The organism is Mariniflexile maritimum (assembly GCF_009746565.1).
Taxonomy (GTDB): Bacteria; Bacteroidota; Bacteroidia; order Flavobacteriales; family Flavobacteriaceae; genus Mariniflexile; species Mariniflexile maritimum.
The window spans coordinates 1-16,061 of record NZ_WRPN01000019.1 but is presented as its reverse complement, the minus strand read 5'-3'; the positions used below and the strand labels follow the sequence as shown (position 1 = coordinate 16,061).

General features: G+C 30.7%; 12 protein-coding genes. 11 read left to right on the top strand and 1 reads right to left on the bottom strand.

Features of this window, described 5'->3' with window-relative positions:
• The first annotated feature begins 303 nt into the window (after positions 1-303).
• From GQO80_RS15410 to GQO80_RS15360, 11 genes are all read left to right on the top strand, one after another.
• Positions 304-1,521: a site-specific integrase gene (locus GQO80_RS15410; RefSeq protein ID WP_157209251.1), complete on the top strand. Its 1,218-nt coding sequence runs from the start codon at positions 304-306 to the stop codon at positions 1,519-1,521.
• 27 nt (positions 1,522-1,548) lie between these two features.
• Positions 1,549-2,730, top strand: coding sequence for a hypothetical protein (locus GQO80_RS15405; protein WP_157209250.1), 1,182 nt, complete (start codon positions 1,549-1,551; stop codon positions 2,728-2,730).
• A gap of 132 nt (positions 2,731-2,862) precedes the next feature.
• Positions 2,863-3,147: a helix-turn-helix domain-containing protein gene (locus GQO80_RS15400; RefSeq protein WP_157209249.1), complete on the top strand. Its 285-nt coding sequence runs from the start codon at positions 2,863-2,865 to the stop codon at positions 3,145-3,147.
• 49 nt (positions 3,148-3,196) lie between these two features.
• Positions 3,197-4,102: a hypothetical protein gene (locus GQO80_RS15395; protein WP_157209248.1), complete on the top strand. Its 906-nt coding sequence runs from the start codon at positions 3,197-3,199 to the stop codon at positions 4,100-4,102.
• 143 nt (positions 4,103-4,245) lie between these two features.
• Positions 4,246-7,239 carry a type I restriction endonuclease subunit R gene (locus GQO80_RS15390; RefSeq protein WP_157209247.1) on the top strand — a complete coding sequence of 998 codons (2,994 nt, stop codon included), beginning with the start codon at positions 4,246-4,248 and terminating at the stop codon, positions 7,237-7,239.
• On the top strand, positions 7,232-8,473 hold the full coding sequence (locus GQO80_RS15800) for a restriction endonuclease subunit S (RefSeq protein ID WP_198037804.1): 1,242 nt from the start codon (positions 7,232-7,234) through the stop codon (positions 8,471-8,473). Before GQO80_RS15390 ends, GQO80_RS15800 begins: the two co-directional genes overlap by 8 nt.
• Entirely contained in the window at positions 8,470-9,624 is a 1,155-nt protein-coding gene (locus tag GQO80_RS15380; RefSeq protein ID WP_157209246.1) for an AAA family ATPase, read from the top strand. The genes GQO80_RS15800 and GQO80_RS15380 overlap by 4 nt, the downstream gene beginning before the upstream one ends.
• A 2-nt stretch (positions 9,625-9,626) precedes the next feature.
• Positions 9,627-11,255, top strand: a complete 1,629-nt coding sequence (locus GQO80_RS15375; protein ID WP_157209245.1) for a type I restriction-modification system subunit M — start codon at positions 9,627-9,629, stop codon at positions 11,253-11,255.
• A gap of 18 nt (positions 11,256-11,273) precedes the next feature.
• On the top strand, positions 11,274-12,194 hold the full coding sequence (locus tag GQO80_RS15370; RefSeq protein WP_157209244.1) for a hypothetical protein: 921 nt from the start codon (positions 11,274-11,276) through the stop codon (positions 12,192-12,194).
• A 95-nt stretch (positions 12,195-12,289) separates the two neighbouring features.
• Entirely contained in the window at positions 12,290-12,733 is a 444-nt protein-coding gene (locus GQO80_RS15365) for a hypothetical protein (protein WP_157209243.1), read from the top strand.
• Between the two features lie 1,123 nt (positions 12,734-13,856).
• Entirely contained in the window at positions 13,857-14,498 is a 642-nt protein-coding gene (locus GQO80_RS15360) for a DUF6266 family protein (protein ID WP_157209242.1), read from the top strand.
• Between the two features lie 790 nt (positions 14,499-15,288).
• Here the strand turns inward: GQO80_RS15360 and GQO80_RS15355 are convergent.
• Positions 15,289-15,903, bottom strand: coding sequence for a hypothetical protein (locus tag GQO80_RS15355; protein WP_157209241.1), 615 nt, complete (start codon positions 15,901-15,903; stop codon positions 15,289-15,291).
• Between the last annotated feature and the right edge of the window lie 158 nt (positions 15,904-16,061).

Below are 16,061 nucleotides of genomic sequence, written 5' to 3'. Positions count from 1 at the left end.
TATGTGTATGGAAAGTTGCGTGCTTGTGTGCGAGGATTTTCCGAAGGAAAATCAGAAGCAAGCAAGCAAAGCAACTAACATTGGTTTAGTATAAAACTAGCAATTTTTTATACACGGTGTTGTCTATTTGTTGTACCCTATATATCTTCAATGCTTCTAATTACCTATAAATAAACACTTTTTGTTAATAATTAATGCAACAAAGTGCAAATAAATACAACTAAATGCGCTGTTTGTTGTACCAAAAGTTGTACCTTAGTATTCTAATGCACCAGCTTGCACAGTGCAATAATAAGGTTAATTATGGCATCAGTTAAAATTGTATTAAGAAAAAATAAGTTAGATAAGTCAGGTAACGCACCTTTATATCTTAGGCTTATCAAAGACCGTAAACCAAAATTCATTTCTTTAGGGTTGAAAATCACCCCTTCTGAATGGGATGAAGAAAAGCAATCTGTAAAGAAAAATCATAGTAATTCAGCTCGCCTTAATAAATTCATATCTCAAAAGGTTGCAGATGCACAAGGTCAAATAGCAGACTTAGAAACAAAAAACCAATCTACTTCAGCAAGAAAACTCAAAGAGGCCATAAAAGGCAAGCCAATGGTAAATTTCTTTGAATACTCTTACAACCGTTGCGAAAAACAAAAACACACACTTGCACTTTCCACATATAATAATTACAAAAATTACCTTAAAAAGTTTGAAACTTTTATAGGTCATAGAGATTTAATGTTTGACGATATAACGGTAACTACATTAAAGGATTATGCAGGTTATTGCAGTACCACTTTAGGCAACAATAACACAACTATAAATTTTTCTTTGAAGATTCTTAGTCTAATGTTTAAAGAAGCGCAGAGAGAGGATTTAATACCCTTAAATAACTTTCCATTTAGTAAGTTTAACGTAAAGAAATCTAAAAGCACTAAACGTTACCTTAATGCAGAACAATTTAAAGCGTTTATGAATCTTGAAGTACCGGATAATGCTAAAGCACAAATTATAAAAGATATGTTCATTTTTTCAGTCTTTTCTGGTGGTTTGAGGTTTGGCGATGTAATCGAGTTAAAATGGGAAAACTACAATTCTAAAGAGCAAAAAATAACTAAGGTTATTCGTAAAACGAATAGACAGCACAGTATAAGAATAGGGCAAAAAGCGATTGAGATTTTAGAGAAATATAAAACTAAAGAAAGCAAAAGCGGAGATATAATATTTCCTTTTGCAAATATTGATAAGGAGTATTTTACAAATAGAGAACATAGAGCAAAGGTAGTTTATAGAGCAATCGCATTAAGTGGTATGTATTTAACTAAAATGGGGAAACTTTTAGAGTTGCCTTTTTCTCTTACATTTCATATTAGTAGACATACATTTGCAACCAGGGCATTAAATAAGGGTATGCGTATAGAACACGTTTCAAAATTGATGGACCACACAGATATTGGTATAACTCAAGTTTATGCAAAAATAGTAAGTAGTGAATTAGATAAAGCAGTAGATAAATATATTAATTAGCCTATGTACGGACAACCAAGTAAAAAAATGGAAATCAAGGAAAAAGCAAGAACTTATGCAAATAGGTTGTTTCCTTCAATATTATGGATTATAGAAAGTAATTACGATTTTCAATATGGAAAAGGCATCAAATTATCTAACCCAAATGAAGTATTTCCTAACGTAAGATTAGATATGGTTTTTGAGAGTTTTACACATCCCCAAAAAACCTTTCTTTTTGAATTATTAGATAAACGTTTTGAAGTTTTTATGAAGCGGAATTGGTACGATTTTAACTCATTAACAGCTCGTGTTTACCAAGAGAATTTTAAAACAATGACTATTCCAGAAGAATTAAAGTTTTTAACGAGTAAAGAGTTTTTAACAGCTACGGAAAATATCATTGAAGAAAAGCGTAATAAAATAGCTGAAATGTATCAACAGATGAGGACTGAACTTATTGATGAAGTTTTTGCAGATGTAGAACCTACACAAGATATTGAAGAGCCAGACGATTCAAATAGGCTTTATAATATATTAGATGAAGTAAGGCGAAAAGACCACACTAAATTAGAGTTATATACAATCATTAAGAAAGAAACAGAACTCGACCCAATAGCATTACAGTATTTATATAAAGATATTGAGATTTATGCTTTTTCAGAAAAAGATGATTATGAATGTAATTATTCATTTGAACAAGTAGAAGAAGCGTTAGAAAGTTTAAGAAAAAGAGGGCATTCAGAAGAAGATTTGATACGTTTAGGTTACATTAAAAAAATTCCATCACTCGGAGTATTAGGAGATAAAAAAGGCGAACTTATTACATACATAGACAAAGAAAAATTACTCTTTCCTTTTGAATTTTATTCAATCTATGAAATGCAAGGAATAATAAAATCAGAATTAGCTAAACACGATAAAGAACAAGTAGGAGAAAATAATATTTCCCAAAAAAGTGATAAACTAAAAGTAAATCTTTCAGTACCGCAACTTGCATTATTATTTAAAATGATTAACGATTTAAAACCTACGGTTTTTAACGTTAAGTCAGAAGCTGAATTACATCGTTTTATATCTGCTAATTTCCAGACTAAAAGCTCAGATCCTGACAAAGGGATTAGCGAAAACAAATTAAGAATTTTATTTAATCAATCAGATAGTAAAGCAATCGAGTTTTGGGAAAAACACCTAAGAACTATGTTAGCAGAAATTAAAAAATTAAAATAATTTTTTCACAATAAAGTCAATGATAGCAAAGGTTTTGCGTGGGGTTATATAACCCTATGTAACTGTTTTGGCGTTACTCTATAACGCAGATTTGCACCATAATTAAATGTTTAACACTTAAAAACAGTATTTATGGAAGCAATTATTTTATCCAAAGACCAATACCAAGAACTTATAGGGCGTATTGACGAAATCAAATCAACAATCACAGAAAAACCTAAAAATCCAGAAGATGTATTTTTAGACAATGCCGACTTTTTACAGCTTATGAATATAAGCAAACGCACTGCACAATCGTGGCGTGATGAAGGTAAAATATCATTCTCTCAAATTGGGAATAAAATTTATTACCGTATGTCAGATGTACAAACACTTTTAAATAAGAACTATAATAAGGCATTCAAAAAAACTCGCTAATAACTTCGGTTATTGGCGTTTTTCTTTTTGTGGTTCTTATGCTTATGCAATGGCTACTTTGTACGATACCGTTATTTCCAGGGGGTTTGTAAATAGTCTACCAAAAGTATTTTTAGCTGGAGAGCTAAAATATATTGATTGGGCAGGGTTTGAGTGGTGTCCTATATTGAGTGGTAAAAACAATGTAAAAGGCTATTCAACTAAATTGGAAAACCTTAAACTTAGTTTATATGGTAGTGAAATGTATATTGAAAATTCACTACAAAAATTCTATATGGGTAACAATTATGAGGATTTTACTTTTGCGCAGGTTTTGACTGCGCTTGACAAACTCAATAGTAAACTTCCTATCGATATTTATAAAACCCAACTTGTAAGAGCAGATGTAGGCGTAGTTATTAATCACGATACTGAACAAGAGTATAATAGGTGGTTAGATTACAAAGGAAAATTACCTATTCCTATGATAAAGCGCAATATCATTTATGGTTCAGAAATAAGGCAGACTAATAATAAATTTAAGGTTTATAATAAGACTTTTGAAGTTAAACAAACTGCAAATGTAAAACTTCAAGAAAAATTAATGCGTGTTGAGTTACAAGGCAATTACAGGTATTACAATCAACGTGCAAACCCAATAGGTATTTATACCGTTCAAGATTTAATAAACCCTATTAAATACCAATTACTCGCAAACGAGTTTCTAAATTTTTATGATACCATAAAAAAGAAACCCAATCTTAATTTTTCTAAATGGACGACTAAAGATATACGTTTATACAGTTATATGACGAATCCAGATACAGCAAAAGCAATGAAAGAACACCACAAAGAAACGTATAAAAAAGAACGTAGTCAGTATCTAAAATTACTATCTAAATGTCAAGACACAACACAAGAAAAAATAGTTACCAATAAGTTAAAGGAAAAAGTAATTTTTTCTATTAACAATTAGTGCATTTTTAAAACTTGTAGTATAGTCTAAAACAAGGGTAAAAACTTATGCATATTAATTGTATAATTTTTTTGGTAGAAATAATCTTATTTACAGTATAAATCTTTATATTTTTAACATTCTAAAATTATAGACAATAATCAATGACCAAAGAACAACAAATAGAAAATGAATTAATAAGTAGGTTAACCGATTTAAAGTACATCTATAGAAAAGATATTAGAACAAAAGAAGCTCTAGAGCAAAACTTTAGAGAAAAGTTTGAAAAATTAAATAGAGTAAACTTAACAGATTCAGAATTTAAAAAACTTAGAGAAGAAATTGTTAACCCTGATGTTTTTAAAGCTTCTAATTATTTAAGAAACACCAATACATTTTCAAGAGAAGATGGTACACCCCTACACTATACGCTAGTAAATATTAAAGACTGGTGCAAAAATGATTTTGAAATTATTAATCAGTTAAGAATTAATACGGAGTACAGCAACCATCGGTATGATGTTATTCTTATGATTAATGGTGTTCCTGTTGTTCAAGTTGAGTTAAAATCATTACACGTAAGCCCTAATCGTGCTATGCAACAAATTGTTGAGTATAAAAACGACCCAGGTAATGGTTATACTAATTCATTGATGTGCTTTATGCAGTTGTTTATTGTTAGTAATAAAACAAGAACATACTATTTTGCTAACAACAACGATCAACATTTTGCTTTTAATGCTGATGAACAATTCTTGCCGGTTTACGAATTAGCAAGTGAAGACAATAAAAAAATTAGTCATTTAGACGACTTTACCGATAAGTTTTTATCAAAGTGTACTTTAGGTCAAATGATTAGTCGCTATATGGTATTGGTAGCTAGTGAACAAAAAATGTTAATAATGCGGCCATATCAAATCTATGCTGTTAAAGCTATTGTAGATTGCATAGACCAAAACAGAGGCAATGGTTATATATGGCATACAACAGGCAGTGGTAAAACATTAACATCTTTCAAAGCATCAACATTACTAAAAGAAAATTCAAACATTGAAAAATGTTTATTTGTAGTTGACAGGAAAGATTTAGATAGACAAACAAGAGAGGAATTTAATAAATTTCAGGAAGGCAGTGTTGAAGAAAACACCAATACGGAGGCTTTAGTCAAAAGAATGTTATCAACAAATTATGCCGATAAAGTAATAGTAACAACTATTCAAAAATTAGGTTTAGCACTCAATCAAAATAGTAAACGTAACGTACAGCAAAGAGAAGAAAACAAAGAAACCTACTACGATAGGTTAGCTCCTTTAAAGAACAAAAGAGTGGTGTTTATTTTCGATGAGTGTCATCGTTCTCAATTTGGCGACAATCACGATGCTATAAAAGAATTTTTTCCAAAAGCCCAGTTGTTTGGTTTTACAGGCACACCAATTTTTGAAGATAACGCTACTTATAAAACTATTGAAGGTAACGAAGCATCTTATAAAACAACTACAGATGTTTTTCAACAAGAATTACATTCATACACCATTACACACGCTATTGAAGATGAAAATGTTTTGCGTTTTCATATCGATTATTTTAAACCCGATAGCAAACTAGATGTTAATTCTTTAAGTCATAAAATGGCTGTAATAGATGCTATTTTAAAAAAACACGATAAAGCTACTGATGCAAGAAGATTCAATGCCTTTTTAGCGACATCTTCTATATCTGATGCTGTTGAATATTATCATCTTTTCAAGCAAAACCAAAGAGAGTTTTCTGAAGTTAACCCCGATTTTAAACCGCTAAACATTGCTTGTGTTTTCTCGCCACCTGCCGAGGGGAATAAGGATATTAAACAATTACAAGAAGATTTAGAACAAGAAAAGAAAGATAACGAGGTAGAACCTAACAAAAAGAAAGAGGCTCTAATAAAAATCATTACAGATTACAACCAACAATATAGTACAAATCATACCATTACAGAGTTTGATGGTTATTATCAAGACGTACAACAGCGAATTAAAGACCAAAAGTATAGCAACAAAGACTATCCACATAAAAACAAAATTGATATACTAATTGTGGTTGATATGCTTTTAACAGGCTTCGACTCTAAATATTTAAACACCCTATACGTAGATAAAAACTTAAAATACCACGGTTTAATACAAGCCTTTTCTCGTACTAACAGGGTAATAAATAATACCAAGCCTTACGGTAATATTTTAGACTTTAGGCATCAAGAAGAAGCTGTAGATAATGCAATGGTATTATTCTCTGGTGAAAAGGTTGACAACCCTAAAGAAATATGGTTGGTAGATGCAGCACCTAAAGTCATCGATAAATACCAAAAAGCAGTAAATAACTTAAAAGAGTTTATGCAGTCTAAAGGCTTAGAATGTACTCCTTCAGAAGTTACAAATTTAAAAGGAGACGAAGCACGAGCAGAGTTCATAAACACTTTTAAAGAAGTACAACGACTAAAAACACAATTAGACCAATATACAGACCTCGAAGAACAACAAACAGAAACTATTGAAGAGTTATTGCCTATAGACGATTTACGTTCCTTTAAATCGGTGTATTTAGATACTGCAAAACGTTTAAAAGCACAACAAGATAAAGGTGGTGATGTGCCACCAGAAGTGGAGCAATTGGACTTTGAGTTTGTGCTTTTCTCTTCTGCGGTTATAGATTACGATTACATTATTGGTTTAATTGCTAAATATACCCAAGACAAACCATCTAAACATAAAATGACACGTGGGCAATTAATAAACCTATTAAGCTCTAGTGCTAATTTAATTGATGAACGTGATGATATTATAGAGTACATAAATACGCTTGAAGTTGGTAACGGTTTAACCGAAAAACAAATACGTGAAGGCTATCAAAATTACAAAGACGAAAAAGCTGAAAAAGAACTACGCACCATTTCAGAAAAGCACGGTATTACTACGGAAAGCCTAAAAAGGTTTATTGCAGAAATTATGAACCGTATGATTTTTGATGGTGAAAAATTAACCGATTTATTAGCACCGTTAGAATTGGGTTGGAAAGACCGTAGAGTTAAAGAATTAGCTCTTATGGAAGACTTATTACCTTTATTAAAAAAACTAACTAACGACAGAAATGATAAAATAGCAGGATTAAACGCTTATGAATAAAGAACAACAAATACTACCTGAGTTGCGTTTTCCTGAATTTGTTAATGATGGGGCGTGGAAAATAAAAAGGTTATCAAAATTAGGTACAATTATAAATGGCTTGACTTATAGTCCAAAAGATGTTCAAGAAGATGGTTTGTTGGTTTTAAGGTCATCAAATGTGCAGGATGGTCAAATCGTTTTAAACGATTGTGTTTTTGTTAGACCAGATATAAAAGGAGCAAATATATCATCACCCAATGATATACTAATTTGTGTAAGAAATGGTTCAAAGTCATTAATAGGTAAAAATGCAATCCTAACTGAGGGTTTGCCTAAATCTACTCACGGTGCTTTTATGACAATGTTTAGGTCAAATAACCCAACTTTTGCATTTCAATTATTTCAAACAGAAAGCTATCAAACTCAAGTAAAAGCAGATTTAGGAGCAACAATTAATTCAATAAATACCAAAAATTTTATTAAATATGAATTTGCAGTTCCTTCTAACTTAAAAGAACAACAAAAAATAGCCAATTGTTTATCATCTTTAGATGAAGTCATAAAAACAGAATCCGAAAAACTAAACCTATTACAAGACCACAAAAAAGGTTTATTACAACAACTATTCCCGCAACAAGGTAAAACGCAGCCACAATTCCGTTTCCCAGAATTTAAAAATGATGGTGATTGGACACTAACTACTTTAAATGATGTTGCAGATTATGAAAATGGGAAAGCACACGAAAAAGAAATTTCTAAAAATGGCAAATATAAAGTTGTTAATTCTAAATTCATTTCAACAGAAGGAGAAGTTGTAAAATTCAGTGATTCTGCAAACTTAGAAACTAAAATAGGAGATATTTTAATGGTACTAAGTGATATACCAAACGGTAAAGCATTAGCAAAGTGTTTTTGTGTCGACAAGGACGATACATATACAGTTAATCAACGTATTTGTAAAATAACAACAACAGATATAAACAACGTTTTTCTTTTTTATCAACTCAATAGAAATAAATACTTTTTACGTTTTGATGATGGTGCAAAACAAACAAACCTAAGAAAAGATGATGTGTTAAGTTGTCCAATTCTAAAGCCTAAAAACCCAAAAGAACAAGATAAGATTGCAAATACACTTACTTCAGCAAGTATATTAATAGAAGAACAGAAACTAAAAATAGAAAATTTACAAAATCACAAAAAAGGCTTATTGCAACAATTATTTCCTAATGTTAATAATGTTGCGGTATGAGTAAAAAGTTTGAAAAAAACATAAGTGATATTGCACAACAATTAGTTGCGTTAGAAAAAAATATAAATTTAATCTATGCCTTTAATGGTACAGGTAAAACAAGATTGTCTGTTGCTTATAAGGATGTAACTAAAAAAAATAACGGTGGCAATCATTCAGGGGTTTATTACAATGCCTATAGTGAAGATTTATTTAATTGGGATAACGACGAAGATAATAATGGTGCAGACGTAAAGCTAAAACTTGAAAAAAGTAGCCTTAATCAATTTCACCCTTTATTAGATGAAATTAACCTACAAGATAAATTAGCGTCATATCAACCTAAATTTGATTACAGGTTTGAATATTTTGATGAATTAAATGATGGTATCAAGTGTATTAGGTTTTATAACAAAAAAGAAGATGAAGAAGCTATAGAGCAACCTGAAGGCGTAGAACAAAAAACAAAAAAGAAAAAAGAAGAAAAAGAAATACCAATTAAAATTTCAAGAGGCGAAGAGCAAGTATTCGTTTGGTGTTTCTTTTTAGCTTTATTTGAAGTTGATGGTTGGACTGGAGATGAGAATCAATCAACACATTTTTTTATTGACGACCCTGTTTCTAGTTTGGACGACCATAACATTTTTGTTACAATATCATCTCTTGTTGACTTGATAGATAAGCATTTCAAAAAAAGAAAAATAATAATTACAACACATCACGTTGGTTTCTTTTCTGTATTGGCAGATTGGTTAACAAGAGGCGAAAAAGCATCACGTTACCAAGAGCAAGTTGATGTTTATAAGTTAAAAAACAATAATGGCGTTATTGAGTTAGTTGGCCCAAGAAAAGAAGTGTTTTTATATCATTTGGAATTATTAAGGGTAATAAAAGAAGCTAAAGACAGTGACCAAATATTTGTGTATCATTTTGCATTATTAAGGCAAATATTAGAAAATATAAGTTCTTTTCTAGGGGTTAGAAATTTTTCTCACGTTTTAAAAGAAATTGGTTTTTCAGACTCAGAAAAGCTAGCTCAAATAGTAAATATTATGGCACATAAATCAGTGTTTAGATATGAACTTAGAGAGCCAGTGCCAGATAATAAAAAGCTAATAATAGAAATATTTGACGCTATACAAAAAAAATATAAATTCGTGTTACACGCATAAAAATGACAGCAAAACAAAAACAAGACGAACTAGGGAAAACCCTTTGGAATATAGCAGATAGTTTAAGAGGTGCAATGAATGCGGATGACTTTCGCGATTATATGCTATCATTTCTCTTTTTACGCTATTTGTCAGATAATTATGAAGCATCTGTTAAAAAAGAATTAGGTTCAGATTATCCAAACCTAGATGCAGTAGATAAACGTACACCCTTATCGGTTTGGTATCAAGAAAATCCAGAATCTATAGTTGATTTTGAAAAGCAAATGCGTAGAAAAGTGCATTATGTAATAGAGCCAAATTATCTTTGGCAAAGTATTTCAGAGTTAGCAAGAACACAGAATAGTGAATTACTGTTTACCTTACAAAAAGGTTTTAAATACATTGAAAACGAATCGTTCGATAATTCGTTTAAAGGCTTATTCTCTGAAATCAATTTAGATTCAGAAAAGCTTGGTAAAAATTATGAAACTCGTAATAAAAAACTATGTACCATCATTCAAAGAATTGCCGAAGGGATAGAAGGCTTTGATACCGATACCGATAGCTTAGGTAATGCTTATGAGTATTTAATAGGCCAGTTTGCAGCAGGTTCTGGTAAAAAAGCGGGAGAATTTTATACGCCCCAAGAATTATCTACCGTACTTTCAGAAATAGTAGCTTTAGACAGTCAAAACCCAAAAGCAGGTAAAAAGAAGAAAATCAATAAAGTATTAGATTTTGCTTGTGGTTCAGGGTCATTACTATTAAACGTAAAGAATAAGATAGAGAATCAACCAGGTGGCGGTACTATCAGCAGAATATATGGCCAAGAAAAAAATATAACAACATACAACTTAGCCCGTATGAATATGCTTTTGCACGGTGTTAAGGATTCAGAATTTGAAATATTTCACGGAGATACTTTAAAAAATGATTGGGATATTTTAAACGAAATGAACCCAGCTAAAAAAGTAGAGTTCGATGCTATTGTAGCAAACCCACCATTTAGTTTGCGTTGGGATCCAAGTGAAACCACAGCTGAAGACTTTCGTTTTAAAAACTATGGTTTAGCACCTAAATCGGCAGCAGATTTCGCTTTTCTATTACACGGTTTTCATTACCTAGGTGATGAGGGTACAATGGCTATAATATTGCCTCACGGTGTTTTATTTAGAGGTGGTGCAGAACAAAGAATCCGTACCAAATTATTAAAAGATGGTCATATAGATACAGTTATTGGTTTACCTTCAAATTTATTCTTTTCAACAGGTATTCCAGTGTGTATTTTAGTATTGAAAAAATGTAAAAAAGAGGATGATGTCTTGTTTATAAACGCAAGTGATGAAGACAACTTTTCAAAAGAAAAACGTCAAAACTATTTACGAAAAAAAGACATTAAGAGAATTGTAGACACATATCAAAACAGACCAGAAATAGAAGAAAGATATGCACGTAGCGTATCAATGGAAGAAATCGAAAAAAACGATTTTAACCTTAATATTTCAAGATATGTTACAACAGCAAAACCAGAACCAGTAATCAACTTAAAAGAAGTGAATACTAAAATAGTTGAGGTTGAAGAAAGAATAAAAGCAAGTCGTGAAGAACATAATTCGTATTTAAAGGAACTAGGTTTAGATACTATTTAAAGTAAATGAAAAGAAAAAATGGCTATAAAAAAAGTAAACCGCACAATCAACTATTTTAACATTGTACCACTCTTTAATGATGGTCAAAAATTATCAGATTTTATAGATATATTTTCTGAAATCAACAGTTTATCTAATACAAAAGATAAAGACAGGTTTGTTATTAATAAGGAAAAGCGTTTGTATGTAACCAGCTTGAGTTTCAATGAAAATCAAAAGAGAATATCAGGTAAGATTTTAAATATAAGAATGGATAGTTTTCCTGAATTAATGAATACATCAGATGATAAAATTCGTGATATTGAAGCAGATGATGATGAAGGTATTATTGAAACAGCTCATTTTATATTATCATATTTAAATGATTCCTTAGTTCTTTCTTTTGAATTTAACCAATTTGGTCCACGTATTTCTGATTTCATATATTGCATAGAACGCATTTCATATCGTTTAGATGTATTGTCTAAAATTGAGTATCAACCATTTGTAAGAGATGAGTTAGACTCTTATAAGAAGAGAATTAATAGAGTGTCATCAGTAATTGCAAAAGTTCATAAAGACGATGTTAAAAGAATAAATGAGTTTGATTCAGAGCTTTTTGATGCATTCGATACCGCAGAGCGTATTTCTGATGCAGAATACGTAACTTTACAATTAAACTATGACTATCGCCAATTGTCAGACACAACTAAAATTAAAAATAAGATTTTCAATATTATAGATTCAGTTAGGAGAGATAAGTCTTTATTGAATGTTTTTTCTTCTTTAAAAGTTAGAGCGGAAGATGAAAAAACAGCTAATCGTGTAAAAGATTTTGATTTATTAAATATATGGGTTAAGTCAAAAATAAACGTAGAGAAAAAAGAAAAGTCAAGAGTAATTATTTCAATGGATATTCTTTTTAAAATGAATCAAGAATTAACAAAAGAGTTTAAATAATCAAAGTGAAAAATATTTTGAACATATACATAAAGCGTCCATTACTGTGGGATATATTTATTGCTACTATAATATGTGTTCTATATACTTTTTTATTGAATAAAGTACCTTTAAATATTTCAATTAGTCAAGATTTAATAACTTCTATTTTTTCTGATTTAATTGGTACTTCAATTTCGTTAGCAGGTTTTGTTTTGGCTTCTTTAACAATTATAGTAACTTTTAAAGATAATATTACCCAAAAGGCTAATGCAAATTTATCAAATGTTGGTGAGGGTAATGATAACAAAAATTCTTCTGGTATAGAGCTGCTTTTTTCAAGTAAACATTACGGTAGAATAGTTGGTGTTTTTACTTGGGCAGTTTTTATTTACTTGCTGCTATTTTTAGTATTATCTTTTTTGAAATTGTTTATAGGTAAAATAGACGAAACATTTTTCGTCTATTTATGTATTGTACCAATAGTCTTAATTACGCTAACAATATTTAGAAGTGTTCTAGTATTATATAGAATAATAAAGCTTCAATTAGCTCGGTAAGTTACATTTCCCCACAAAATAAAACCCAGTTTTCTCGTACCTCAAAATCCTCTGTCTTTTATTTTGTTCCCCTCGCCAACGCACAGTTGTTTTTATGTCACAGTATTTGTAGCCAACGCTCTAATAGCACATTACTTTTTCGTCGTACCTAAAAAAAGCAATAAGCTATTGCCAACGCTCAAACAAATACAGCGCCATAAAAACAACCCCAAGCTATGTTACATAATACAAGTTATAATACTTCCCTTTTTTGGTTGCCCTATCGGGCGTTTTATTATTTCGGGCGATAGTTATAACTGGTATTATGTAAAATATCCGACATACCCCACGCTCAAATCCGAACTATAAAGACTATTTTCGTCAAAGTAGAAACATTCTAAAAGCGGTAGTATTTTCATTGTTTTTTGAAGATGCTATAACGTATTTTTAATAAACTTTATTCATTAAATTATAAATCACAATTTTAAATTAACCTCAAGGCATCCTCAAAAATCAAGATTGCCCACAAGAGTATAATTTTTCATTTGCCAAGTACTATTAGATAAATTACTTTTAAAAGGTTTGATGTTTTAGTTACAATTAAAATAAATCCATCAAATAGAAATTTCAGCTTTTAAAACACATCTTAGCATCAAACCTTCATTAAAAGCAATCAGATAAATCCATAAAGCAAATAAAAAATCATACACTTGTTTCGCTACTGCCAGCGCACTACGATTGTTAATCATTGGGGAAATCTACCATTTCCCCAAACCCCTATGGTTGCAATTTTTTTTAAAAGAACGCCAATAAAAATTCAACTTCAAATTATGTTTTCATAGATGGCATTCTTTCAAAAAAAACAGCGAAATATTTAACCTACCACGCCACAAATTGCTTACCCCAGTGTTTTCTGCACTTTTGCCATAGCTAAATTGATAAATAAGTACGTTTTTTTTAAATTATAGTTGTTTATAACTTAAATACAGCGTAAAAAGGGGTATGCTAATGCAATCGCAACGGATAAAGACAAAATCCTTGCAGAAGATTTTATATTTGCTTAAAGGTCAAAATAAAAGTATTGTTTAACCCGAATCAAGTCCGTACCAACTCCGAATAAGTAATATTTAAATTTGTATATGTTATGGGGAAAATAGCCCAAGGAATTTTAGGAGGCTTATCTGGTAAGGTAGGTAACATTATAGGAGGTAGCTGGAAAGGTATCGACTACATTAGAATTAAGCCATCAAGCGTGGCGAATCCTCGAACAGAGGGACAAGTGAATCAGCGTAATAAATTCACTATTACATTGGAGTATATACAGGCTACAAGCGATTTCGTTAAAATCGGTTATAAGTCTTTTGCTGTTAAAAAAACAGAGTTTAATGCCGCAATGTCTTATGTGTTAAATAACGCAGTAGGCGGTATCGCACCTAACTTCACAATTGATTATTCTTTAGCTTTATTAAGTAGGGGTTCTTTATCAGGTGTTCTAAATGGAACAACCGATTTAACAACCCCTGGTCAAGTAACTTTTGATTGGGATGATAACTCGGCAGAAGGTAATGCCAATGTAACAGACAAAGCGATGGTGTTAGTTTATAACCCCAGTAAGAAAGAATCAATTTCTATTCTTGATGGTGCGGTTAGAACTATTCAAACACAAACGATTACAATACCAAACACCTATGCAGGAGATACTGTAGAGCTTTTTATGGCATTTGTATCTGAAGATGGTAAGACAGTATCAAATAGTGTGTATTTAGGCACTGGTACGGCAGCTTAATAAATTTAAGTTTAAATACATATTGAAAACCGTTTTTATTAATTTAAAAGCGGTTTTTTTATGCTTACAAATCACTTAATTATAAGGTTCAAAAAGTTGTACCTATGTTGTACCTTTTTTGTTTTACCTTTTACAAAATCAATGAATATAAGGCTTTACAGAGTTAATTAATACAACACGGTGTTGTGTTTAGTTTTTTATTTTTTTCACGTTTGTTTTGTCTTCTAAGTCAATTCAGGAAATCAATTCTTTTTTCAGTTTATGAGTGAGAAATTCCGATTGGTTTATTAGAAAATAAAATCTGTCGTTATTATTAAAATCAATATAACTCGCGGTCAAAAGTCTGTATTTAATACTTTTTATGTCCGCTTTTTTAAATTTTTTTTTGTCAGAATCTATGTAGACATAATTTTGGTCAAATTGAATATTATGTATTTTTTGAATTTTAATTAGCTTAATTAAAACGAATAAAACTAAAGAACTACTACCTACGAGTAATAATACTAAGTCAGAATATTTCTCTCGATTAAATAAGACAATGCAAATCAAAATCAGTACGAAACTCATTCCTGATATTATCAGATACAATATTGTTTTGGCTTCTTTAAATGATAAATATTTCAAAATTTACGTAATTTTTTAAATTAAACACAACGTTTATGTGTAAGGAACGTTGCGTGTTTGAGTGCGAGGATTTTCCGAAGGAAAATCAGAAGCTAGCAAACAGGCAACGACCAAACGGCTTAACTAAAATAAGCAATGTTTTTTACACGGTGTTGGGCGTTCGTTTTTATTTAAATTTTGTCACTTTAATTTTATTATAATCAGTTCCTTTTTCGTCGATTGGTTTTCCAAAATATCTTGAAGTCAGTTTGAAAAAAGTTCGTACACCAATTTCCTGTTCTATTTCCGCTTTCATTTGCTTTTTGGTAAAGTCCTTGTCTGAAGATTGAAACTCTTTAAGTTCTTCAAGATAAAGTCCGAAAAGCGGGTCTTTCGGGATTTCCAATTCCTCTGGAAGTTTTTCTCCAAAATCAATTTTGATTTCCGTGTCAGCTCCATACCTAACTCGTTGACGTTTTCCATTTGAAATAATATTATAACCATAAAAGTCAGTTGTTTGATTTAAGGTCAAAATTGCAATTTCAGAGTTAGGAAATTCATTCGTTAGTTTCTTTTCCAAGTCAGATGGGTTTTTATGATAAAACTCAAAAACTAATTCAGAACTGACAATGAAAATTGTATCGTCATATTTTCCAATAGAAATTCCGTTTTCGTATTGAGCTTCACTAATACTTATTTCGTTTGCAGGTTGTAAATTTTCAAATCCGATTTTATTCGGAATATCTGTTGTATTTACATTCGCCGCATTTGTTATTGCTATTATATAGATTTTAAATCCCATATTTTATGATTTACGAGGTCTTTCTCAAATGACGCCCAACGTGTTTGTGTAAGATTAGTTGCGTGGTTTAAGCACTAAAGTTAGCAAATAAATCACAGATAGAAAGTCCGCGAGGACTTTCGTAAATAGACTAAAACCAGCAATTAATTTTATACGGT